The sequence below is a fragment of the Streptomyces sp. NPDC001222 genome, assembly GCF_042896945.1.
GTDB lineage: Bacteria > Actinomycetota > Actinomycetes > Streptomycetales > Streptomycetaceae > Streptomyces > Streptomyces gibsoniae.
Genome location: NZ_JBIAXT010000001.1, coordinates 15,088 through 36,376, shown reverse-complemented (window position 1 = coordinate 36,376; position 21,289 = coordinate 15,088). Strand labels below are relative to the sequence as shown.

Annotated in this window: 17 protein-coding genes and 1 pseudogene; 9 read left to right on the top strand and 9 right to left on the bottom strand. The window is 72.1% G+C overall.

Translation table 11 applies throughout. From position 1 onward, the window contains the following. Positions 1-147: 147 nt before the first annotated feature. The 3 genes from ACFY2Z_RS00175 to ACFY2Z_RS00165 form a co-directional block, all read right to left on the bottom strand. Complete coding sequence (locus tag ACFY2Z_RS00175) at positions 148-495, bottom strand: hypothetical protein (protein ID WP_390741919.1); 348 nt, start codon at positions 493-495, stop codon at positions 148-150. Continuing rightward, on the bottom strand, positions 488-4,360 hold the full coding sequence (locus tag ACFY2Z_RS00170; RefSeq protein ID WP_390741918.1) for a polymorphic toxin-type HINT domain-containing protein: 3,873 nt from the start codon (positions 4,358-4,360) through the stop codon (positions 488-490). The genes ACFY2Z_RS00175 and ACFY2Z_RS00170 overlap by 8 nt, the downstream gene beginning before the upstream one ends. Positions 4,361-5,122: 762 nt before the next feature. Further along, the gene (locus ACFY2Z_RS00165; RefSeq protein ID WP_390741917.1) at positions 5,123-7,240 is read right to left on the bottom strand and encodes a bifunctional glycosyltransferase 87/phosphatase PAP2 family protein; all 2,118 of its coding nucleotides are present in this window, start codon (positions 7,238-7,240) and stop codon (positions 5,123-5,125) included. A gap of 436 nt (positions 7,241-7,676) precedes the next feature. Between ACFY2Z_RS00165 and ACFY2Z_RS00160 the strand changes: the two genes are divergently transcribed. Next, positions 7,677-9,014 carry an MFS transporter gene (locus tag ACFY2Z_RS00160; RefSeq protein ID WP_390741916.1) on the top strand — a complete coding sequence of 446 codons (1,338 nt, stop codon included), beginning with the start codon at positions 7,677-7,679 and terminating at the stop codon, positions 9,012-9,014. A gap of 206 nt (positions 9,015-9,220) precedes the next feature. Then, on the top strand, positions 9,221-9,895 hold the full coding sequence (locus ACFY2Z_RS00155; RefSeq protein ID WP_390741915.1) for an O-methyltransferase: 675 nt from the start codon (positions 9,221-9,223) through the stop codon (positions 9,893-9,895). A 26-nt stretch (positions 9,896-9,921) separates the two neighbouring features. Here the strand turns inward: ACFY2Z_RS00155 and ACFY2Z_RS00150 are convergent, their stop codons facing one another. Beyond that, positions 9,922-10,317 (bottom strand): hypothetical protein, encoded by a 396-nt coding sequence (locus ACFY2Z_RS00150; protein ID WP_390741914.1) that lies wholly within the window; start codon positions 10,315-10,317, stop codon positions 9,922-9,924. A 118-nt stretch (positions 10,318-10,435) separates the two neighbouring features. Here ACFY2Z_RS00150 and ACFY2Z_RS00145 point away from each other — a divergent pair, with 118 nt between their 5' ends. Then, a complete protein-coding gene (locus ACFY2Z_RS00145; RefSeq protein WP_390741913.1) occupies positions 10,436-10,855 on the top strand; it encodes a DUF1992 domain-containing protein in 420 nt (139 codons plus the stop codon). Positions 10,856-10,941: 86 nt separating this feature from the next. Here ACFY2Z_RS00145 and ACFY2Z_RS00140 read toward each other — a convergent pair whose 3' ends face one another. Both ACFY2Z_RS00140 and ACFY2Z_RS00135 read right to left on the bottom strand, forming a co-directional pair. Next, positions 10,942-11,559 (bottom strand): hypothetical protein, encoded by a 618-nt coding sequence (locus ACFY2Z_RS00140; protein ID WP_390741912.1) that lies wholly within the window; start codon positions 11,557-11,559, stop codon positions 10,942-10,944. 5 nt (positions 11,560-11,564) lie between these two features. After that, positions 11,565-12,242 (bottom strand): hypothetical protein, encoded by a 678-nt coding sequence (locus ACFY2Z_RS00135; RefSeq protein ID WP_390741911.1) that lies wholly within the window; start codon positions 12,240-12,242, stop codon positions 11,565-11,567. 178 nt (positions 12,243-12,420) lie between these two features. Here ACFY2Z_RS00135 and ACFY2Z_RS00130 point away from each other — a divergent pair, with 178 nt between their 5' ends. Next, a complete protein-coding gene (locus ACFY2Z_RS00130) occupies positions 12,421-12,942 on the top strand; it encodes a GNAT family N-acetyltransferase (protein WP_390741910.1) in 522 nt (173 codons plus the stop codon). A gap of 253 nt (positions 12,943-13,195) precedes the next feature. Here the strand turns inward: ACFY2Z_RS00130 and ACFY2Z_RS00125 are convergent, their stop codons facing one another. Continuing rightward, positions 13,196-15,349 (bottom strand): DHA2 family efflux MFS transporter permease subunit, encoded by a 2,154-nt coding sequence (locus ACFY2Z_RS00125; RefSeq protein WP_390741909.1) that lies wholly within the window; start codon positions 15,347-15,349, stop codon positions 13,196-13,198. Between the two features lie 189 nt (positions 15,350-15,538). On the opposite strand from ACFY2Z_RS00125, the gene ACFY2Z_RS00120 reads away from it, so the two are divergent. Next, a complete protein-coding gene (locus tag ACFY2Z_RS00120) occupies positions 15,539-16,687 on the top strand; it encodes a peptidoglycan-binding protein (RefSeq protein WP_390741908.1) in 1,149 nt (382 codons plus the stop codon). Positions 16,688-16,708: 21 nt separating this feature from the next. Here ACFY2Z_RS00120 and ACFY2Z_RS00115 read toward each other — a convergent pair whose 3' ends face one another. Together ACFY2Z_RS00115 and ACFY2Z_RS00110 are read right to left on the bottom strand one after the other, a co-directional pair. Then, positions 16,709-17,374 carry an HAD family hydrolase gene (locus ACFY2Z_RS00115; protein WP_390741907.1) on the bottom strand — a complete coding sequence of 222 codons (666 nt, stop codon included), beginning with the start codon at positions 17,372-17,374 and terminating at the stop codon, positions 16,709-16,711. A gap of 238 nt (positions 17,375-17,612) precedes the next feature. After that, positions 17,613-18,194 carry a TMEM165/GDT1 family protein gene (locus ACFY2Z_RS00110; RefSeq protein WP_390741906.1) on the bottom strand — a complete coding sequence of 194 codons (582 nt, stop codon included), beginning with the start codon at positions 18,192-18,194 and terminating at the stop codon, positions 17,613-17,615. 399 nt (positions 18,195-18,593) lie between these two features. Here ACFY2Z_RS00110 and ACFY2Z_RS00105 point away from each other — a divergent pair, with 399 nt between their 5' ends. The 4 genes and pseudogenes from ACFY2Z_RS00105 to ACFY2Z_RS00090 all read left to right on the top strand — a co-directional run bounded on the left by ACFY2Z_RS00105 (position 18,594) and on the right by ACFY2Z_RS00090 (position 20,937). Next, the gene (locus ACFY2Z_RS00105; protein WP_390741905.1) at positions 18,594-19,238 is read left to right on the top strand and encodes an HNH endonuclease family protein; all 645 of its coding nucleotides are present in this window, start codon (positions 18,594-18,596) and stop codon (positions 19,236-19,238) included. A 203-nt stretch (positions 19,239-19,441) separates the two neighbouring features. Then, positions 19,442-19,892: pseudogene (locus ACFY2Z_RS00100) on the top strand (DoxX family protein). Positions 19,893-20,096: 204 nt separating this feature from the next. Then, positions 20,097-20,696 carry a DedA family protein gene (locus tag ACFY2Z_RS00095; RefSeq protein WP_390741904.1) on the top strand — a complete coding sequence of 200 codons (600 nt, stop codon included), beginning with the start codon at positions 20,097-20,099 and terminating at the stop codon, positions 20,694-20,696. 7 nt (positions 20,697-20,703) lie between these two features. Further along, positions 20,704-20,937: a hypothetical protein gene (locus ACFY2Z_RS00090; protein WP_390741903.1), complete on the top strand. Its 234-nt coding sequence runs from the start codon at positions 20,704-20,706 to the stop codon at positions 20,935-20,937. The last annotated feature ends 352 nt before the right edge of the window (positions 20,938-21,289 follow it).

Here is a 21,289-nt window from a genome sequence, read left to right as displayed (position 1 = left end):
CCTCCGGGGAGCGCCTGCCGCCCCGGGTACTCGTGGACCGGCTGAGCCGGTGCACGAGTACCCGCCGCCGGCGGGAGTCCCTGCCCGGAATCCGGGCTGCCGCTACAGGGCCGCAGTTCATCGCGTGATGAGCCACGGGCCCGGCGGTCAGGCCGTCCGGGCGAGCGACCCGAGCAGGCGGACCACCCGCTCCAGCGCGTCCGTGTAGGAGCGGTAGTCGCTCACCAGTCCGGCGTCGTCCTCTCCTTCCGGGGTGATCGCGTCGAGGTCCTGCCGGAGGGTCTCCACCTCCAGCACGAGGGCATCGACATCCGGGACCTCGGCGGCACCGAGGCGGCCGTCGTACACCCGCGTCGCGTACCCCGCGATATGACCGTCGAGCTCCAGCAGACGGGAATTCCAGTCACGAAGCTCCTCCAGACGGGGATAGTCGGGGTACGGCATGGCCCGGAAGGCCTCGAAAGCCGCACGGAACTCGGCTGCTGTCTCAGTCATGCCAGGTGACGATCTTTCCGTCCTTGGTGTAGATGCCTTCTCCGCCGAACAGACCGCCCCTGATCTTCCAGCCCATGTCACCGTTCTTCAGCTTCCACGGGATGCGGTCCTCGGGCCTGGTCTTGTTCCAGAGATCCATCGCTTCCTTGGTGTACTCGGCGAGCGTCCTGCCCTTGCCGTGCTTGTCGAGGTGGTAGACCGCGGTCTCCTCGGCACTGCCGAAGGTCGCCGGGTCCCAGTGCTGGAGGGCGTCGGCGTCGGGCCCGCAGAACTTGCCCGAGTTGTGCACCAGTACCGGGGTGTTCCCGGCGAGGACATAGTAGGTGTGGAGTTCCGAGACCGTCAGGTTGTAGACGCGCTGGTCGGGCTCGGTCCAGGCGCTGGTCGCGGTGACCCGGGTCCGCTCGCCCGTGTCGGTCCGCAGCCGCACGCCGGACTTGAGCCGGGCCGCGTCGAGCCATGTGCCGCCGCCGTCCGTCACCCAGAAGGGGTGCTTGTCGGTGGCGACGACCGTGCCGCCGCGTCCGGCCGACGATCCACCGACCGTGACACCGACGAGTGCCTTGAGGCCTCGTCCGGTGATGGTCGCCTCGACGGGCTCGGCCTCGGTCCGACCGGACTCCGGATCAGTGGCGAGGACGCGATCGCCGACGCGGACGTCCTCGATGGGCTTGGTCCGCCGGCCGGCCAGCAGGACGCGGGTACCGGGTGCGAAGCTGTTGCACGGTGACTTCCTCAGGAGCTTCAGCTTGAGGGCGTACAGCGCGAGGTCCTTCACGCACGAGGAGTCGAACTTGTCGAAGCACTTCTCGATCTGGTCGATGCCCACGTACCAGGCGATCAGGCGGTCCAGGTAGGTGGTGGTGATGCAGCCCATGCCGCCGGCTCCGTCACCGCCACACACCAGGATGGTGTCGCCCGACTTGATGTCGCCGTTGAAGGCGTGTTCCCTGCGGAACTCGAACAGCCGCTTCTCGAGAGCCGTCCGCAGTTCCTTGTCCGAGAGCGGTTTGCTCGGTTCCTTCGACTCCTCCTGCACCTGCGCCTTCAGCTCGGCCACGAGCTTGTCGGCCGCGATCTTCATCGCCTCCGACGACGCCTTCGCCGCCGCCGTGGCGTCCTTGCCCGCGGCGTTGGCCGAGGCGGCCGCCTGGTACGCGGCCGTGCTCGCCTGAGAGGAGTAGACCGAGGCGACGGCCGCGGAGTGTTCGGCCTGCTGCGCGGAGTGGGCGGCCGACTGGGCGTCCTTCTGGGCCGCCGCGGCCGCGTTCCTGGCGGTCTTGGCGGACTCGGCGGCGCGGTCGGCGGACGCGGCAGCGTCGTTCGCCGACTTGTTGGCCTGATCGGAGTAGTCGGACGCCTGCGCGGCGGACTTCTTCGCCTTGTCCGCCCACTGAAGGGCCGTGGCGGCGTCCTTGCGTGCGTCGGCGGCCACCTTCTGCGCGTCGGCGGCGTCCTTGTGGGCGAGCGCCGCCGACTTGTAGGCGGCCATCAGCAGGGTGTTGATCTCGGCGATGTGCGCCGCCGCGTTGGCGTCACGCTGCTTCGCCCGGTAGAGGCCGACCTGAAGGAACGACCGCAGCCCGGCCGGCGGCCCGCTCAGCGCGGCCTGCGCCGCGGCCTTGACCTCGGGACCGCCCTCGGCCAGGGCCTGGGAGACGGCGACCCGGTCGTCGTCCTCACGTGCCTTGTACTGCCCGGCATCCAGGAACTCCTGGAGGTCGGCGTCGGTTCCGTCCAGCGCCCTGCTGCCGGCGGCCTTCACTCCCGGCCCGCCCTGGGCCATGATCTGCCCGACGGCGACCCGGTCGTCGTCCTCCTTGCCCGGGTAGGCACGGGTGCGCAGGAACTCCCGCACCTGGTCGACCGGCTTGTCCAGCATGTCCAGAGCGGCCTGCCGCTGCGCCGGCTTCTCGCTGGTCTCTGCGATGTTCGCCACGCTTGCCCGGTCGTCCTGTTCCAGGGCGATGGTCAGGCCGCTGCGCACGAACTCGGCCACATCCGCATCGGTACCCGTCACGGCCGTCTCCGCCGCGTCCTTAACCCAGGAACCGCCACTGGACAGCAGGTTGACGGCTGCCTGCCGCCCCTTCGCCGCCGTCACCTGCGGGTCGGTCGAGGCGGCGGCGTCCTGCACCAGCTGCTGGGTCTCGGCGTCCAGCTTCTGGATCCGGCCGGCCTCCCACTCGGCCTGGGCCACCTGGGTCTCGTGCTCCCTGTTCGCCTCCTCGGCGGCGAGCACGTCCTCGTCCTGCTGCTCGGCCAGACGCTCGGCATCCGCCTTGCGGGCCAGGTCGGCCACGGTCGCCGCCTGGTCCGCAGCGGTCTGCGCGTCGTCGGCGGCCCGAGTCGCCTCGTTCGCCGCGGCAGTGGCGTCCTTGGCCGCGTCCACCGCCTTGCCCGCCTCATCGGCGGCCTTGTCCGCCGCCGTCGCCGCGGCCTCGGCGTGGGCGGCGGCCGCATTGGCCGCATCGCGCGACTGCCGCGCCGCCGTCGCGGCCTGGTTGGCGTTGGCCTGCGCGGCGTTGGCCGCCCGCGTGGCCTGGTCGGCCAGCCGCTGCGCCCTCGCCGCCGCCTCCTGCGCCTCGGCGCTCTTGGCACCGGCCTCACCGGCCCACCGGCCGGCGTCCGCCGCGGCGGCCGCGGCCGCGGCCGCGTTCGCCCCGGCACTGGCAGCGGCCCCGGCGGCCTTGGCCGCGTTGTCGGCGGCGACGCCCGCCTGGTCGGCGGCGTCCGCCGCCTTCCGGGCCCCGGCCGCGGCCTTGCGCGCGTTCTCCGCCGCCTCCCTGGACTGCTGGGCCCGGGTGGCATCCCCGGCCGCCGCCGCGGCAGCCGACCGCGCCGAGGACGCCGCACTGCCCGCACGGCCTGCGGCATACGCCGCCTGCGCGGCAGCAGTGGCGGCCACTCGCGCCGTCGCGTTCGCCGCCGCAGCCGCCGACACCGCCGTACGCGCCGACTGAGCCGCCCGGTCCGCCGCGGCCGCCGCGCGTGAGGCCGCCGCAGCCGCCTTGCCGGCGGACGACTTCGCCTCCAGCGCCTCCTGCGCCGCGACCTGCGCCGCCGCCTTGGCCTGCTGCGTGGCCGCCTCGGCCTTGGCCGCCTCCTCCTTGGCCGTGTCGGTCAGCTCCTTGGCCTGCTTCTGGGCGTGGTCGGCCAGATCGGCCAGCTGAGAGACCGTCAAGGTCTCCTGGTCCCGGGCGGACGCGACCTGCCATCCGTCGTCCAGGAACGCCTGGACGTCCTCGGGCGTCCCGTCCATCGCCTGCTGCGCGGCCTGCTTGACGTTCGTGCCGCCCGCCGTCATCAGCCGCAGCACCTGGATCCGGTTGTCGTCCTCACGAGGACGGAACTGACCCCGGTCGATGAACGCCTGCCAGTCGTCGGGCGTTCCGTCCAGCGCCTTGCTGGCCGCCGCCTTCACCCCCGGCCCGCCGTTGGCCATGACCTGCGCGACCCGGACCCGCAGATCCTCGTCGTAAGGCGCCTCGAAGCCGTCGTTGAGGAAGGCCTTGAGCTGCTCGACACCGCCGCTCAGCGCGGTGTCGGCCGCCGCACGGACACCCGGACCGCCGATGGCCATGACCTGAGCGACCTGAACCCGCAGATCCTCTTCCTCCAGGACGGGCAGGTCCTTGCTCATGAACGTCTGGACGTCCTCGTCCGACCCCACCAGAGCGGCCTCGGCCGCTCTCTTCACGCCGGGCCCCGCGGTCTCCCACGCCTCCAGAACGTCCGCTCTGTCGTATGCCGGTGGCCCGTCGGCCGCTACCGGTCGTACGTCCATTCCCAGCAGCAGCGCCAGGGCGATCAGCGTGGCCACGATGCCACGCCGACCTGGCACCACCCGGAATCCGGTCGCCAATGTCTCTCCTCCTCCGTACCTGTGGGCTGAACGGTCCGCACGGAAGTGCTCCGGGGAAACCGTCAGTTGTCGGCGCCGGTCGACCGCCGACTTGCGTTCTCGACCGTCCGGAAGACCACCTCGGCGCCCGGCCGAGCCGACCGCCACACGAGGAACACGCAGGGGATGTCCGGACATGCGAGACACGTGGGGGCGGTGCTCACAGACGAAGGCCCGGCGCGGAGGACTTCCACGCCGAGCCACCGTGAGGCACCGTCAAGCTGTCAAGGACCGGCCCTTCACCGGCAGGCCGGTCACGCCACGCCACCCCGTGCCGGGTCACCGACCGGCACAGTGCTCGCCGGGGGGTGAGCCGTTGCCGTCCCGCCCTTGCGTGCGGCGGCGCCCAAGGCCGCGGCCGAGGCTGCCACCACGACGAGCGGCAGCACGAATCCGCCAGGCACTTCGGACGGCACGGTCACGACCTCGGACGGCGGCCAGTGGTCCGCGGCTCCGAGCCGTCACACGTGTCGGCGGCACCACGACCTCGGTCGCCGCCCGTCCGGGCATGCCACGCCGCCCCATCTGCATGACCCCCCATGGATGAACCGTCGGTGTCCGGGGATGCCGCACACCGTCCCCCTGCTGTGGCGGGTGCGCGGGCGCGCCACGAGAGCCGCCGGCACGCCCCCTCGCGCCCTTCCGGTCTGGGAACCCGGCGCGACGAACGTGACCGCACTTTACCTGATGTTCACCGAATTCACAGCCATCACATACCCAACTTCAGTCACGGACGGTCGGTTTGGAGCGTTCGCCCGTACCCGGCGCGACCGCGTGCCTTACGGAGGCGGTCTTCTCGTCCGTGTCGCCGTCGGCAACGCGACCCCCTGGGAGATGAGGCCCGCCATGCGGTCTCGTCACCGCCCGGGGACCCGAAACGAGATGGGTCAGTCCGAAGCCCGCACCCACCACCGCCGCGCCGCCGAGCGCGTCCAGCACCCAGTGGTTGCCGGTCGCCACGATCGCCGAGAGCGTGAAGAGGGGGTGCAGCAGACCGAGGACCTTCATCCACCACCTGGGCGCGAGCACCGCGATGGTCAGCCCGCACCACAGGGACCAGCCGAAGTGCAGCGAGGGCATCGCGGCGTACTGGTTCGTCACCGCGGTCAGGGTGCCGTAGTCCGGCTTGGAGAAGTCCTGCACGCCGTGCACGGTGTCGATGATCCCGAGGTGCGGCATCAGACGCGGCGGGGCCAGCGGATAGAGCCAGAAGCCGGCCAGCGCGATGAAGGTGGCGAAGCCGAGCACCGAGCGCGCCCATCGGTAGTCGACCGGGCGGCGCCGGTAGAGCACGGCGAGCACGGTCAGCGGGACCATGAAGTGGAACGACTCGTAATAGAAGTCGAAGAAACCGCGCAGCCACCCGACCTCGACGACGGCACGGTTGATCCCGCGCTCGATGTCGATGCCGAGGAACCGCTCCAGGCCGAGGATCTGGTCGCCGTGGTGCTCGGCGGTGGCCCGCCCCGCCACACCCTCCTCGCCGGTGGCCGCGAGCCGGACCCGGGAGTAGGCGGCGTAGGTGACCCGGATCAGCAGCAGTTCCAGCAGCACGTTGGGCCGGGTGAGGACCCGGCGCAGGAAGGGCAGCAGGGGGACGTAGGGCCTGCGGGTGGGGACGGGTGGCGCGTACTCGGTGGGCACGGGGGCCCGGTAGGACGAGGAGGTGCGGGACAGGAACGGGACGAACGTGGCGGCGGCGAGGGCCGCCAGCAGCACCAGGTTGTCGCGCAGCGGTTCGACCACCGCCATGTTCGGCACCATCGTCGTCGCGGGCAGCGTCATCACCAGGACGACGGCGACCGGCCAGACATACCGGTCCGAGGCCCGGGTGCCGACCCGGCCGACCACCGCGAGCAGCACCCACAGCAGTTGGTGCTGCCAGCTCGTGGGTGAGACGGCGACCGCGACACAGCCGGTGACCGCGACGGCGAGCAGCAGCTGCCCGTCCCGCGCGTACCGGATGGCGCGGCGCAGCCCGGCGGTCGCGACGGCGGCGCCCAGCACGAGGAACAGGCCGATCTCCAGCGGCCCGGACAGGCCGAGCCGGAGCAGGGCGCCGTGCAGGGACTGGTTGGTGTGGTCGTCGGCCTTGCCGCCGAGACCGGTTCCGGCCACATGGTGCACCCAGTAGGTGTACGAGTCGTGCGGCATCGCGGCCCAGGCGAGCAGGGTGCACACGGCGAAGGTGCCGGCGGTGGTGGCGGCGGCGCGACGGCGGCCGGTGCACCACAGCAGGGGCGCGAACAGCAGCACGGTCGGCTGGAGCGCGGCGCCGAGGCCGGTCAGCAGGCCCCCGGCCCGCTGACCGCGCACGACGAAGCAGCCGAGCAGGACCAGGAGCACCGGGATGATGCTGGTCTGGCCGAGACAGAGGGCGTTGCGCACCGGCAGCGACAGCATCAGCAGGCTGATCGCGACGGGCGTGGCGAGCAGCGCGCTGCGCCGGGTCACCGGCTGCGGCAGGGCGCGGGCGGCGATCAGGCCGAGCGCGACGACCAGGAGCAGGGTGCCGAAGGTCCAGCCCCAGCCGAGGGCCTGCTCGGCGGCACGGGTGAGGGGCTTGAGGACGAGTCCGGCGAACGGGGTGCCGGTGAACCGCGTCGAGTCGTACAGCGACCCGTTGACATGCAGGACCCCGTGGGGGCCGACCCAGGTCTCCAGGTCGGTCAGCCGCTCGCCGCGGGGGGTGCCGAGGACGACGGCCATCTGCCGGACCCCGAGGACCGCGGCGACCAGCCAGAGACCCACCCGGGCCGCTCTCAGCCGTGCTCTCGTCTGCTGGGGGGTCCCCGCCCCGAAGGCTCCGGCCGCCTGCCCGCTGTGCTCCACGTTCGCCACGCCCCGTCGGCCCTCCCGACCCGTTCGTCCCGTACGTATGCATTTGTGCGGACCCTATGACGCTCGCAGCACCCCCTTGGTGGGGCGCGGGCAACCCCCTCTTCACCTGAGGTCTGCCAGGCCATCGTCCGCACGACGACAGCCACGCAAGCGGAACGGTTCCCTCCTGAATGCGCGAGATGGATCACAAATACAACGGCGTCAGATCCCTTGCGGGCATGTCGTCACCCCTGCGTACACCACATTTCGTGACACTTCGGAGCGACACCGTCACTTTACGTAAAGTCGACAAGTGCCCCTATGGTCCTCTGGAGCCCGCCCTCGTGGGGGCTCGACGGCCCGCCGCCCGTCGGCGCGCCCTGTCCCTGTCCCCGGAGAAAGGCAGGCGAGCGGACCCTTGCCGACCGTCGCACCGCCCACAGCACCCGTCGCCCCCGTGTCCCCGGCCCGTCCCGGGCCAACCGTCACCGACCCCGCGCTGGTCAGGCGTGCCGTCAAGGCCGCCGCGCTCGGCAACGCGATGGAGTGGTTCGACTTCGGCGTCTACAGCTACATCGCCGTGACGCTGGGCAAGGTCTTCTTCCCGTCCGGCAACGCCACCGCACAGCTGCTGTCGACCTTCGGCGCCTTCGCCGCGGCCTTCCTCGTCCGCCCGCTCGGCGGCATGGTCTTCGGCCCGCTCGGCGACCGGATCGGGCGGCAGAAGGTGCTCGCCCTCACCATGATCATGATGGCGGTCGGCACGTTCGCGATCGGCCTGATCCCGTCCTACTCGGTGATCGGCGTCGGCGCGCCGATCCTGCTGCTGGCGGCCCGCCTGGTCCAGGGCTTCTCGACCGGCGGTGAGTACGCGGGCGCCTCCACGTTCATCGCGGAGTACGCGCCGGACAAGAAGCGCGGCTTCTTCGGCAGCTGGCTGGAGTTCGGCACGCTGGCCGGATACATCGGCGGCGCGGGCCTGGTCACCCTGATGACGGCGCTGCTGTCCACCGACGACCTGGTGGCCTGGGGCTGGCGCATCCCGTTCCTGATCGCGGGCCCGATGGGCATCATCGGCCTGTATCTGCGGATGCGCCTGGAGGAGACCCCGGCGTTCGCGGCGGAGGTGGCGAAGGCCGAGGCGGACCGCCCCAAGGTGCCACTGCGCGAGATGGTCACCGGCCAGTGGAAGGCGCTGCTGCTGTGCATGGGCCTGGTGCTCGTCTTCAACGTCACCGACTACATGCTGCTGTCGTACATGCCGAGCTACCTCACCAGTGAGCTGAAGTACGACGAGACCCACGGACTGCTGGTCGTGCTCGGTGTGATGGCGCTGATGATGGTGGTGCAGCCGTTCGCGGGCGCACTGACGGACCGCGTCGGCCGCCGTCCGGTGATCGCCGCGGGCTGCGCGGGCTTCCTGGCCCTGTCGATCCCGGCGGTGCTGCTGATCCGGCAGGGCAGCCTTCTCGCGGTCGCGCTCGGCATGGGCGCGCTGGGGCTGCTGCTGGTCTGCTTCACGGCGGCGATGCCGGCGGCGCTCCCCGCCCTCTTCCCGACCCGGGTGCGCTACGGCTCGCTCTCGATCGGCTTCAACGTCTCCGTGTCGCTGTTCGGCGGCACGACGCCGCTGGTGGTGACGGCGCTGATCGGCGCGACCGGGAACATGATGATGCCCGCGTACTACATGATGGCGGCGGCCGTGATCGGCGGTGCCTCGGTGTGGTTCATGGCGGAGTCGGCGGGCCGCCCGCTGCCGGGCTCGGCCCCGGCGGTGGAGCGCGTCGCCCACTGACCCGCGACACCGCGCGCCCGGACGGCGCCGCGCCCGGCACACCGCCGGCCGCGGCGCCGTCGCGCGTTTCCCCCTCGCCCCTCTCCTCCGATCGGCTGACATCCCGGCCCGTGGCCGGATATCGGCTGACAGCGCACCCCGTCCCGGCTATCTTCGTTAGCGAGACTAGTTAGATGCTCTAACCAGGTCCAGGAAAGGGACGGTGCATGAGCACAGCGCAACAGCTCTGGGACGACGTGGACGCGTACTTCACCACCCTCCTCTCCCCCTCCGACGAGGTGCTCGCCGCGGCCCTGAGAGACAGCGACGCGGCCGGACTCCCGCCCATCAACGTCGCGCCGAACCAGGGGAAGCTGCTCCAGCTCCTCGCTCAGATCCAGGGCGCGCGCCGCGTCCTGGAGATCGGCACGCTCGGCGGGTACAGCACGATCTGGCTGGGCCGCGCACTGCCCGCGGACGGCCGGCTGATCACCCTGGAGTACAGCGCGAAACACGCCGAGGTGGCCCGCCGCAACCTGGCCCGTGCGGGCCTGGACCGGATCGCCGAGGTCCGCGTCGGCCCCGCGCTGGAGTCGCTGCCGAAGCTGGCCGAGGAGCACCCGGACCCGTTCGACCTGGTCTTCATCGACGCGGACAAGGCAAACAACGCGCACTACGTCGAGTGGGCCGTCAAACTGACCCGCCCCGGCAGCCTGATCGTCCTGGACAACGTGGTGCGCTCCGGCCGGGTCACCGAGGCCGACAGCGACGACCCGACGCTGCAGGGCACCCGGGCCGCGCTCGAACTGATCGCCGAGCACCCCAAGTTGACCGGGACGGCGGTGCAGACGGTGGGCAGCAAGGGGCACGACGGATTCGCACTGGCACGGGTGGTGGCCTGACGGGCCCGTGGGCGCCCCCTCGGGCCCTACGCCTCGTGGTAGAAGGCCACGTTCACGCTGCGTGGGGTGGTGCGGTCGCGGACGACCAGTTCGCCCGAGCCGCCGTACGGGAGCGGGACCGTACCGCCGTAGGGCAGGGCCTGGGCGGGCTGTCCCGTCAGGGCCAGCGTCACCTCGGAGGACGGCTCGGCCAGGGAGCCGCGCAGCCAGCTCACCTGCCAGTCGCCCTGCGGACCGCACAGGAACTCGAGGTGGATCCGCGACACGAACAGCCAGTCGTCCGGGGTCGCCAGCCGGCACACGGCCGCGTCCCGGCCCACCCGCAGCACGGTTCCCGGGTCGCTGGGCGCGTCGGCCATCAGCATGCCGGCCGTCGCCCCGGCGTCCGCCGCGGAGACCGAGGCCATGGTGAGTTCGAGCACGTGCGCTCCTCCTGGGTACAGCGGTTCAAGTGTCCTGCGGGCGAGCCCGGTTGGCCTCCGCGGCCGAATGATAATTCGCCCGATCGCCGCGTCGGGTGACGTCCGGCACAATGGACCCATGACCGAGCGCAAGCCACCGGGCGTCAGCTTCGAGTCCTTCGCCGACAAACAGATCCGGGACGCTCAGGAACGCGGAGAGTTCGCGAACCTCCCCGGCGCCGGCGAACCCTCGGCCTCGGTCACCGAGACGGTGTACGACGAACTGTGGTGGATCAAGCGGAAGATGGCCCGCGAGGGCCTCGCGGTCCTGCCGCCGACCCTGGCCCTGCGCAAGGAGGCCGAGGACACGCTTCTCGCGGTCGCGGCGGCTCCGTCCGAGCGGGTGGTGCGGCGCATGGTCGAGGCCCTCAACGTGAAGATCCGCGACATGATGTTCAAGCCGCCGCCGGGCCCGCCGCTGGGCCTCAAGCCGTACGACGTCGAGGAGGTCGTACGGCAGTGGCACGAACGCCGGGCGGGCGCCCGGGGAGCGGACTGAGACCCGACGGGGCCGGCCCGGGGACATGATCCCCGGGCCGGCCCCGTCCGCATCCGGCGGCCTTCCCCGGCCCTACGGCCGCCGCCTCACAGGTTCAGCAGCCGCTCGACGGTCACGCGGTAGTCGCGCAGGGCGAGCCGCAGCTGTTCGGTGTCGGTGCCGCCGCGTGCGTCGTCGCCCACGTCCTGCCACGACGCCTTCAGGGTCCGCCGCCGCGAGGCCACGGCCTCCGAGAGCCGTGCGACGACCTCCTGCGCCACCCGGTCGGCCTCCTCAACGGCGTCCCGCGGCTCGTCGACGAACTCGCCGATGGCGTGCCGCAGGCGCTGTGCGAACTGCTCGCACTCGTCCCGCGGCAACAGCCGCGCCTGTCCCGAGGTACCCTCCGGCCGGAACGCCGCGGGCTCCCGGGCGCCGGTCGTTCCCGGACCGGCGGTCTCCCGGTACCGGGTCCCCTCGGGGCGCAGTCCGGCGGCCTCGCGGTAGGTCTCCTCGGACCGCATGTCGGCCTCCTCCCGGTACCCGACGCCCGCGGGCCGCACATCGGCGGCATCCCGCGGATCGGTCCCTTCCGGCCCCAGGTCCCTACGGCGCGCGATCCCCTCGGACCGCGCATCCGCGGCCTGTCGTCGCTCGGTTCGCTCGGGGGGCAGCTCGCCCTCGGCCCGGCGTGCGTCGCCCCCGCCCGCTGTCCGATCAGTCATCACCCTCAACTCCCCTTCGCATGCTGCCGGTGAAAGCCCCACGGAAGACGGGACGATCCCTCGCCGCGCCCGGCGGCCACGCCGGACCTGTCCGCTCCGGCCTCGGCCCGCTGCCGGCGCGCGGGAGCGACGAGATCGTCGAAGAGCGCGCGGGCCTCCAGCAGGACCTTCCGCATCTCCTCCGTGCCCGTGCGGCCGTCGTCGGCACCGGCGGCCGGGGGCTGGGCGGCCCGGTGCAGCCGGCGGTAGCCCTGGACATGGTCGGCGTGGTGCACGGACAGCGCGTCCAACTGTTCCTCGTAGCGGCCGCCGTCGGGGAAGCCCCGTGCGCCCGCCAGCTCGGCGAGCAGCCGGTCCGCCTCGGCCACCGCGTCCCTCGGGGAGTCGACGAAGCGTTCCTGGGCGGCCGTCCAGCGCGCCGTGTACCGCTCGCGCTCGGCGGGTTCCAGCGGTTGCTCCCGCAGCGAGCCGTACTTCTTCAGCCGTTCGGCGAGTTCCCGTTCGGCGGCCTCGGCGTCCCCGTCGTGCCGGGTCACGGCGCGCTCGTACTCGGGTCCGAAGCGGCGCCTCAGCCCGCGTCCGCCCCACGCGCCCCGGGTACGCGGGGCGACGGCGGCCGCGCCGGCGACGACGGCCGCCACGATCACGATCACGATCAAAGCGATGATCAGGCCAGTGGACATGGATGCCTTCCGTTCTCCCGGCCCGGCGGGCCGTCCTCCGCCCGGGTTGCCCTCAGGACGGCCGCCAAACGAGCCCGCGCCACCTCGGACCGCCCGCACCGGGAGTGCGCCACGGCGCGAACCGGCGCTCGCGTCCCGCCGTAAATACGGTTGTCGGCGCCGCCCGGCGGTCCTGACAATGGCCCGCGTGAACTGGACCGTCGCCCCCGAGCACCCGGACACGCCCGTCGCCCTCGCGCTGTGGCGCGCGTACTACACGGAGGTCAGCGACCGCTGGTACCAGCTCCACGAGGGCCGCTCGACCGACCCCGACGAACTGGAGCGGGAGATCGCCGCCGAGACCGGCGCCGAGCTGGCCCCGCCCCGCGGGGTGCTGCTGGTGGCGCGGTACGGGGGCGAACCGGCGGGCACCGCGGGCGTACGGCTGACGGACCCGGCCACGGCCGAGCTCAAGCGGGTCTTCCTGCGCGGGGAGCTGCGCGGCAAGGGCGGGGCCCGGCTCCTCGTGACCGCCGCGGAGGACCGTGCGCGAGCGCTCGGCGCACGGCGGATGGTCCTGGACACCCGCCATGACCTGGTGGAGGCCCGCGCCCTGTACACCCGGCTGGGGTACGTCGAGACCGAGCCGCACAACGACGAGCCGTACGCGGAGCACTGGTTCAGCAAGCCGCTGACTCCGGTCCCGGTGCCCGGTCCCTAGGTCCTGTCGTCAGACTCCCGCCTGCCCCGCCCATGCACGCACTCTCGCCGCAGGGCCGTCCTTCGGGCGATGACGCGCGTCCCGGCTCCGCCGCCGGGTCGCCGTGCCGGCCGCCGGTGTGGGCGTCTCGGCCCTGCTGGGGTCCGGGGTCGCCACCGCCGCCGACAGCGCCGCGACGGGCGCGGCCGCCTGGGTCGCGCACTCTCGCCGCAGGGCCGCCCTTCGGGCGATGACGCGAGTTTGACGACAGGCCCTAGAGCGGCCGTCCGGGCGTCCTCGTCCGCGTACCGTCGTGCGGACGTTCCGCGTCGCAGCCGCACATCTCGGCGTTCAGCTCCTTGACCAGGCTGCGCAGATCGGTCGGGCGGTCCGGCCCCCACCAGTCGCCGAGCAGTTCGGCCAGGGACTCCTCACGGGCCTCGTACAGGCGCTCGGCGACCTCGCGGCCCCGCTCGGTGAGCAGCAGGTCGAGGCCCTCGCGCCGCGCGAGTCCCCGTTCCTCCACCTGGCGGGCGGCCTGGAGGATGACGGTCAGCGGCACCATGCTGCGCTCGGCGAGGATCGCCGGCTCGGCACAGCCGTACTTCTTGATCCGCAGCAGCAGCCAGCTCGCGCCGGGCAGCAGGTCGTAGCCCGCCCGCACAGTGATCTTCTGGTAGATCTCGCGCCGCCCCTCCCGCGAGCCGAGGACGGACAGCGCCCGGCACACCTCGTCGTACGACGAACGCTCCACCGGGTTGCTCGCCAGCGTCTCCGTCACGTCGGGTGCCGTCACCGAGCCGCGCAGCCGGTCCTCGCGCAGGAACCACGCCAGCACGAAGCCGAGAAGGGCGACCGGGGCGGCGTAGAGGAAGACGTCGGTGATGGAGGAGGCGAACGCGTGCAGGACCGCGGGCCGCACATCGGCCGGGAGGGCCGCGATACCGCGCGGGTCGGCCTTCAGGGTGTCGGGGGTGATGCCCGACGGGACGGGGCGTCCGGCGAGCGCCACCGTCAGTTCGCCGCCCAGACGGCTCGCGAAGATCGCGCCGAAGACGGCCACCCCGAAGGAGGCGCCGATGGAGCGGAAGAAGGTGGCGCCGGAGGTGGCGACGCCGAGGTCCGCGTAGCTGACGGCGTTCTGCACGATCAGCACCAGGACCTGCATGACCAGACCGAGCCCCAGACCGAAGACGAAGAAGTAGACGCTCATCTCGGCGGTGCTGCTGAACTCGTCGAGCCGGTGCAGCAGCAGGAGGCCGATCATGGTCACCGCGGTGCCCACGACCGGGAAGACCTTCCAGCGGCCGGTGCGGCTGACGATCTGGCCGGAGCCGGTGGACGACAGCAGCATCCCGGCCACCATCGGCAGCATGTGCACCCCGGACAGGGTGGGACTGATGCCGTGGACGACCTGGAGGAAGGTCGGCAGATACGTCATCGCGCCGAACATCGCGAAGCCGACGATGAAGCTGATGACGGCCGAGAGCGTGAAGGTGCGGATGCGGAAGAGCTTCGGCGGCAGCACGGGTTCGGCCGCCCGGCGCTCGACGGACACGAAGGCGACGAGCAGTACCGCACCGAGCACCGCCAGGCCGATGATCTGCGGTGAGGCCCAGGCCCAGGTGGTGCCGCCGAGCGAGGCGACCAGGACCAGACAGGTGGCGACGGCGGCGATGAGGAAGGTGCCGAGGTAGTCGATGACATGCCGCTCCGACTTCCTCGGGATGCGCAGGACGGCCGCGATCACGGCCAGGGCGACGATCCCGATGGGCAGGTTGACGTAGAACACCCAGCGCCAGCTCAGATGCTGGGTGAACAGTCCGCCGAGGAGCGGTCCGAGCACACTGGTCGTGCCGAAGACGGCGCCGAAGAGCCCCTGGTAGCGGCCCCGCTCCCGGGGCGGGACGATGTCGCCGACGATCGCCATCGACAGCACCATGAGCCCGCCGCCGCCCAGTCCCTGGACGGCCCGGCAGGCGATCAGCTCGGGCATGTTCTGCGCCATGCCGCACAGCGCGGAGCCGATCAGGAAGATCACGATCGCGGCCTGGAACAGCGACTTGCGGCCGTACTGGTCACCGAGCTTGCCCCACAGCGGTGTCGCCGCGGTCGAGGCCAGCAGATAGGCCGTGACCACCCACGACAGATGCTCCAGACCGCCGAGGTCGCTGACGATGGTGGGCAGCGCGGTCGCCACGATCGTCTGGTCGAGGGCGGCCAGGAACATGCCCAGCAGCAGCGCGCCGATGGAGACGATGACGCCGCCGTGCACGGCTTCGTCGGGCACGGTGCGGTGCCCGACGAACGGGCCGCCGGGGCCACCGCCGGGCGACTCCGACACGGCTGTGTCCGCCGTGTCCGCCGCGGATGCCGCGTGCGTCGCCTCCGCAGCCTCCCCCGTCCTGTCCTGCGCGTCGCTGGTCATGAAAGGCCTCCTCCCGTGGACGGTGGTCGACCTGTGGGGCTCTCGTCCATCGTGCTCTCCCATCCTGGGCGGTATGACCGGTTATGGCCTGTCGAATCTCGATGGGAAGCGGGGATTCCGGGGGCTCCCGGGAGATTCTGTGAGGGAGATCTGCATAATCTCTGGAATCCGGCGGGAGGGGACCCACGCGTGAGCGGATCGAACGAACGGGCCTGCCCGGAGTGCGAGGCGCCACGGAGGCCGGACGGAACGCCCTCGTGCGGATGCGCCCAGCGGGCGTCCGACGCCCTCAGGGACGCGCGTACGGCACAGGCGGCAGCGGCGGGTGACTTCGATCCGCTGCTGATTCGGCCGTATGTGGAATTCGGGGCACTGGAGAACACGCGGCCGGGACCGGGGGGTTCGGCGGCCGAGGACGCGGGAGCGAGCACTCCGGACGGGACGTTGCGCCGTCCGGCGGTATCGGAGCGGGGCGCGGGGCCCGCGGACCAGACCATGCCACTCGACACGGTGCCGCCCGCGGGGCCCGCGGACGAGACCATGCCGCTCGGCACGGTGCCACGCTTGCCGCACAGCGGCACCGCGCCCGGGTCCGGCGGGACCGACGAGACCATGCCGCTCGGCACGGTGCCACGCTTGCCGCACAGCGGCACCGCGCCCGGGTCCGGCGGGACCGACGAGACCATGCGGCTCGATGCCGTACCGGATCCCGAGGCGCCGGACGACGAGCCGCCCCCGCGTCGGCGGCGGCGTGCCGTGCTGCTCGCCGCCGGGGGTGCGGTGACCGTCGCGGTCGCCGCGGCGGCGCTCGTCGGCGGGCCGTTCTCTTACCGTCCGCCGCAGCGCGACGGCGCACTGCCCGGCGACATCCGCGCCAGTGTCCCGGAGGACTCGCCCGAGGGCGGCACCTCGGCACCAGGGTCCACGGTCTCCGCACCGGCACCCGCGTCGCACACGCCTCAGCCGCCGAGCACCGGTCACGCGCCTTCCTCCGCGCCACCGTCGAGCGCGGCGGCGACCCCGTCCGCCTCCCCCACCCCGAGGGGCACGACGGCCGCGCGGGCGACCGCCACCGCCTCCCCGAGCCAGGGCGGAGTGGCGCAGCAGCACCAGACCCAGGTTCTGCGCCCCGGCGACGAGGGCCCCGGGGTGAAAGAGCTGCAACTGCGGCTGCGTCAGCTGAACCTCTATGTCGGCCCCGCCGACGGGGTGTACGACGACCAGGTGGAGTACGCGGTCCGCACGTACCAGGTCGCCCGTGGCGTCACCCAGGACGATCCGGGGGTGTACGGGCCGCAGACGAGGGCGAAGCTGGAGTCGGAGACGGACAAGCCCTGAGCGCGGCGGCCGGCGCCCCGGTCAGCCGAGGTGCAGCCGGATCGCACCCTCCGGCGTGGACTCCACCCGCACCTCGGTGAGGTCCTGGACCAGCGCGTCGGGACCGTGCAGTCCGGCCCGGGAACCGACGCCGACCACCCGCATCCCGGCGGCGCGCCCCGCGGCGATGCCCACGTCGGAGTCCTCGAAGACCACACAGTCGGCCGGGGCGACGCCGAGCTCGGCGGCCGCCTTGAGGAACCCCTCGGGGTCCGGCTTGCTCGCGCCCACGCTCTCGGCGGTGATCCGCAGCTCCGGCAGCGGCAGCCCCGCGGCGGCCATGCGCGCGGTGGACAGCGCCACGTCCGCCGACGTCACCAGGGCGTGCGGAAGCCCGGCGAGGGAGGCGAGGAACGCGGCGGCGCCGGGAACCTCGATCACCCCGTCCATGTCCGCGGTCTCCTCGGCGAGCATGCGGGCGTTGTCGGCGTGGTTCTGCTCCATGGGGCGGTCGGGCAGCAGCACGGCCATCGACGCGTGCCCCTGGCGGCCGTGCACGACCTTCATGACCTCGTCGCCGTCCAGCCCGTGCCGGTCGGCCCACCGCCGCCAGCACCGCTCCACCACGGCATCGGAATTGACGAGAGTGCCGTCCATGTCCAGCAGCAGGGCGCGGGCGGTGAGAACGGTCGTGGCCGTCATCGGCATGGCTCCAAGGGGCGGGGAGGGGGCCGGGTACGCCCCGGGGGGACAAGGCGGCCCCGCCCACCGGTCAGGGGAAGTGGGCGGGAGCCACTTTGTTCCTCCACGGTACAAAACGAGTCGCCGTCACGCCACCGCCCCCTCGAAGCCTTCGGTACACCGCCATCAGCCGTTCACCGCCCGGCCATCGCTTCCCGCTGCCCGGAACCGCGTCCGGGTCCGCCTCCGAGGAAGCCGTGAACCGTCACGCCGCCACGGCCTCGAACAGGCTCCACGCCCCGAGCCCGAGCATCAGCAGCGCGGCGATCTTCGTGATCAGCTTCAGCGGCACCCTCTTCATCAGCGCCTTGCCGCCGACGATGCCGAGCCCCGCGACCGCCCACAGACCGAGCACCGCGCCGAGACCCACGGACAGGGCGTCGTCGTAACGCGCCGCGAGGTTAGCGGTCATGATCTGGGTGAGGTCACCGAACTCGGCGATGAGGATCAGCATGAAGCCCGCCGAGGCCACCTTCCAGAAGCTCTGGTTCTCGGGCCGGCGGACCTCCTCGTCGCCATCGTCCTTCTTCAGCAGCAGCACGGCGGCGCCGGCGAGGAAGAGCACACCGGTGATCCCGTGCACGATCCGCTGCGGCAGCAGGGTCAGCAGGCTGCCCGCGGCGACGGCGAGCACGACATGCACCAGGAAGGCGGCGGCGACACCGGCGAAGACGTACGAGGCGCGGTAGCGCGTACCGAGGACGAGTCCGGCGAGGGCCGTCTTGTCCGGCAGTTCGGCCAGGAAGATGACACCGAAGACGAGCGCCAGGACGGTGATGCTGATCAAGATTCCTCAATCGGTCGGGGCCACCCCGCCGAGAGTGCGTGATCTGCGCGGACACCTCGGCACGGCAGCACACGGATCACCCATGCCGTAGGGCACGGGTGTGCACTGCTTGGCCGAAGGTCTCGCTGGCCGGTCCTCTGACGAGAACCCGGCTCCGGGCGCCGGCTCAGACGTGCTGAGCAGTGTGTCGACGGTCCGGCGAAGAGCTACTCCCCTTCTGCGCCCCCCATGCTACGCGACCGCCGGCGGCGATCCCGGGGGCCGTAAGTCATGTCACAGCCCTTGTCGTGTCATGTACGCGTCATTAACTTCTTACCGAAGACACACCTTCCGGCAACAACCCCTCGCGACCATGTCCTGGCCCAGGCTCCAACACCCCCACCCCACACGGGAGTTCGCATGCCCAAGGTCTACGCGCGTCGACGGCTCAGCATACTCGCGGCCCTCACCGGCCTCATAGCCTCCGTCGGACTCCTCAACGGTCCGACCGCCTCCGCCGCCCTCCCCACACCGGTCAGCGCCGCCACCGCCCGCAGCTACCTCGCCTCGCTCACCGTGGCGACGGAGAACCGCACCGGCTACAGCCGCGACCTGTTCCCGACCTGGATCACCATCAGCGGCACCTGCAACACCCGCGAGTACATCCTCAAGCGGGACGGTACGAACGTCGTCACCGACTCCTCCTGCGCCGCCATCAGCGGCAGCTGGTACTCCCCCTACGACGGCGCGACCTGGACCGCCGCCTCCGACCTCGACATCGACCACCTGGTCCCGCTGGCCGAGGCCTGGGACTCCGGCGCGAGCAAGTGGACGACGGCCCAGCGCCAGGCGTTCGCCAACGACGTCACGCGTCCGCAGCTGCTCGCCGTCACCGACAACGTGAACCAGGCCAAGGGCGACCAGGACCCCGCCACCTGGATGCCGTCCCGCACGGCGTACCGCTGCACGTACGTCCGCGCCTGGGTGCAGGTGAAGTACTACTACAACCTCTCCGTCGACTCGGCCGAGAAGAGCGCGCTCCAGAACTACCTCTCCGCCTGCTGATCCCCCGGCCCCGCGCCCCGCCCTCGCCCGTCACCCCGTACCGCGCGGGGCGACGGGCGAGGGGTCGCGGCGACACCCCTCAGCGTGGCCGAATGTTGCACTTGCAAGCACTGATCAGGTTCACCTGACCTGACGGCTCGGTCGGTTGTCGTCCCCGAGACCGGTCCGTTCGCGGACCGAAACCAGACCGAAGGAGCCCCCACATGACCGCTCGTCTCAACAGAACGCAGCCATACGCGATCGCGATATTCCGGATCGTGATCGGCCTGCTCTTCGCCTGCCACGGCGCCGCCCCGCTGTTCGGCGTCCTCGGCGGAGCCGCCGGCCCACGGCAAAATCGTGCCGGCCGGCGCCTGGCCGTTCTGGTACGCCGCCGTGATCCAGCTGGTGGCCGGCGCCCTGGTGCTGCTCGGCCTCGGCACCCGCGGTGCCGCTCTCCTCGCGTCGGGTTCCATGGCGTACGCGTACTTCGACGTCCACCAGTCGGCGGCCCTGTGGCCGATCCAGAACGGCGGCGAACTGTCGGCGCTCTTCTGCTGGGCCTTCCTGCTGCTGGTGTTCACCGGCTCCGGCGCGTTCGGCCTCGACCGTCTCGTCACCTCCCGCACGGTCACGGCGGGCGAGGAGCGGACCTCGCAGCCCGTCACGGCCTGACCTGCCCCGCACGCGCTTCCAGGACGGCGCCCGCTCTCCCTCGACAGGGGGCGGGCACCGTCCGCGTCGTCACAGGGACCCCTGCCGTCACTGCTGTCACAGCCGCCGCGTACGCTGTACGGCTGTCGAAAGGCCGCTCCTGCCGCTCCCCGCGCGACATCGCGGCACGCAGTTGCCTCTGGGGAGTCGGACGGGGAGTTCGCGGTGTTGGAGAGTGTGGGGGCGCTGGCCGGCAGCCCCTGGATCTACCCGGCGGTGGCCGCCTCGGTCCTGCTGGACGTCTTTCTGCCGCTGCTGCCGAGCGGCGTCCTGGTCATCACGGCGGCGACCGCGGCGGCCGCGGGTTCGGCGGTGACGCAGGTACCGGACATCTTCTGGCTCGTCGTGTGCGCGGCGGCGGCCTCGGTGGTCGGCGACGTCGCGGCCTACCGCCTGGCCTGGCGCGGCGGGGCCCGCCTGGACCGCGCGATCGCCCGCTCCCGCCGGCTGTCCAGCGCACAGGAACGCCTCGGCGTGGCCCTCGCCCGCGGCGGCGGCGCGCTGGTGATCCTCGCCCGGTTCGCGCCCGCGGGCCGCTCGGTCGTCTCGCTCGGCGCGGGCGCCGCCCATCGCCGGGCCCGCGAGTTCGTGCCCTGGTCGGCGCTGGCGGGCATCGCCTGGGCCGCGTACAGCGTGGCGCTCGGCTACTTCGGCGCCCAGTGGCTGGGCGCGAGCTGGCTGGCGACGGGTGTCTCGGTGGCGGCCCTGTTCGCGGCGGGCGTCGCCGCGACCTGCCTGATGCGCCGCCCTGCCACGCGGGAGTAGCGGAAAGGTGCTGACCCGTCAGCCGGCGTTGACGCAGACGGCCCAGACCGTGACCTGGAACGGGCCGCCGTTGACGTTGCGGATGGTCGCTCGCCAAGTGGTGGTGCTGATCGGTCCGGACTCGTATTGGTACACACCACTACTGATGAAGGTGTTGGTGGTGATGCCTCCACCTGTGACCACTTTCCCGGGCGGACAGGTTGCCGTGAACGTGCAGAAGGTGTCGTTCCCACACGTCTGAGTGTTGGAGACCTGTTCGTATCCGGTTACCCCACCCCCTTTGCATTTGCCCCCACCGCGCAGTCTGTGCGAATGACGGCCGTCGTGGCGATGTCCGTCGCATGATGCGGGTCCTGTGACCGGTGCCGTGGCCGCCCGGTGCGCCTCCCTGTGAGTGGGGGCGGCCGCCCGGGCGGGGGTGGCCGCGGCGAAAGCCAACAGGACCGGCAGGACCGTGAGGCTGGAGGTCAACACGCTTCCACGGCGGGGCAACAGACCGAATCGGAATCCAGCGCGCATGCCTGACCTGCTTTCTACGTGGGGCTGTCCCTGTTCACAGAACCGTGACGCCTCCCAGGTGGATTGCGCCCCAG

Excerpts from the sequence above, each read along its gene's own strand:
- ACFY2Z_RS00175 (WP_390741919.1), bottom strand. The coding sequence starts at position 495 with ATGACTGAGACAGCAGCCGAGTTCCGTGCGGCTTTCGAGGCCTTCCGG.
- ACFY2Z_RS00155 (WP_390741915.1), top strand. The coding sequence starts at position 9,221 with ATGAGCACAGCGCAACAGCTCTGGGACGACGTGGACGCGTACTTCACC.
- ACFY2Z_RS00145 (WP_390741913.1), top strand. The coding sequence starts at position 10,436 with ATGACCGAGCGCAAGCCACCGGGCGTCAGCTTCGAGTCCTTCGCCGAC.
- ACFY2Z_RS00140 (WP_390741912.1), bottom strand. The coding sequence starts at position 11,559 with ATGACTGATCGGACAGCGGGCGGGGGCGACGCACGCCGGGCCGAGGGC.
- ACFY2Z_RS00135 (WP_390741911.1), bottom strand. The coding sequence starts at position 12,242 with ATGTCCACTGGCCTGATCATCGCTTTGATCGTGATCGTGATCGTGGCG.
- ACFY2Z_RS00130 (WP_390741910.1), top strand. The coding sequence starts at position 12,421 with ATGGCCCGCGTGAACTGGACCGTCGCCCCCGAGCACCCGGACACGCCC.
- ACFY2Z_RS00125 (WP_390741909.1), bottom strand. The coding sequence starts at position 15,349 with ATGACCAGCGACGCGCAGGACAGGACGGGGGAGGCTGCGGAGGCGACG.
- ACFY2Z_RS00115 (WP_390741907.1), bottom strand. The coding sequence starts at position 17,374 with ATGCCGATGACGGCCACGACCGTTCTCACCGCCCGCGCCCTGCTGCTG.
- ACFY2Z_RS00105 (WP_390741905.1), top strand. The coding sequence starts at position 18,594 with ATGCCCAAGGTCTACGCGCGTCGACGGCTCAGCATACTCGCGGCCCTC.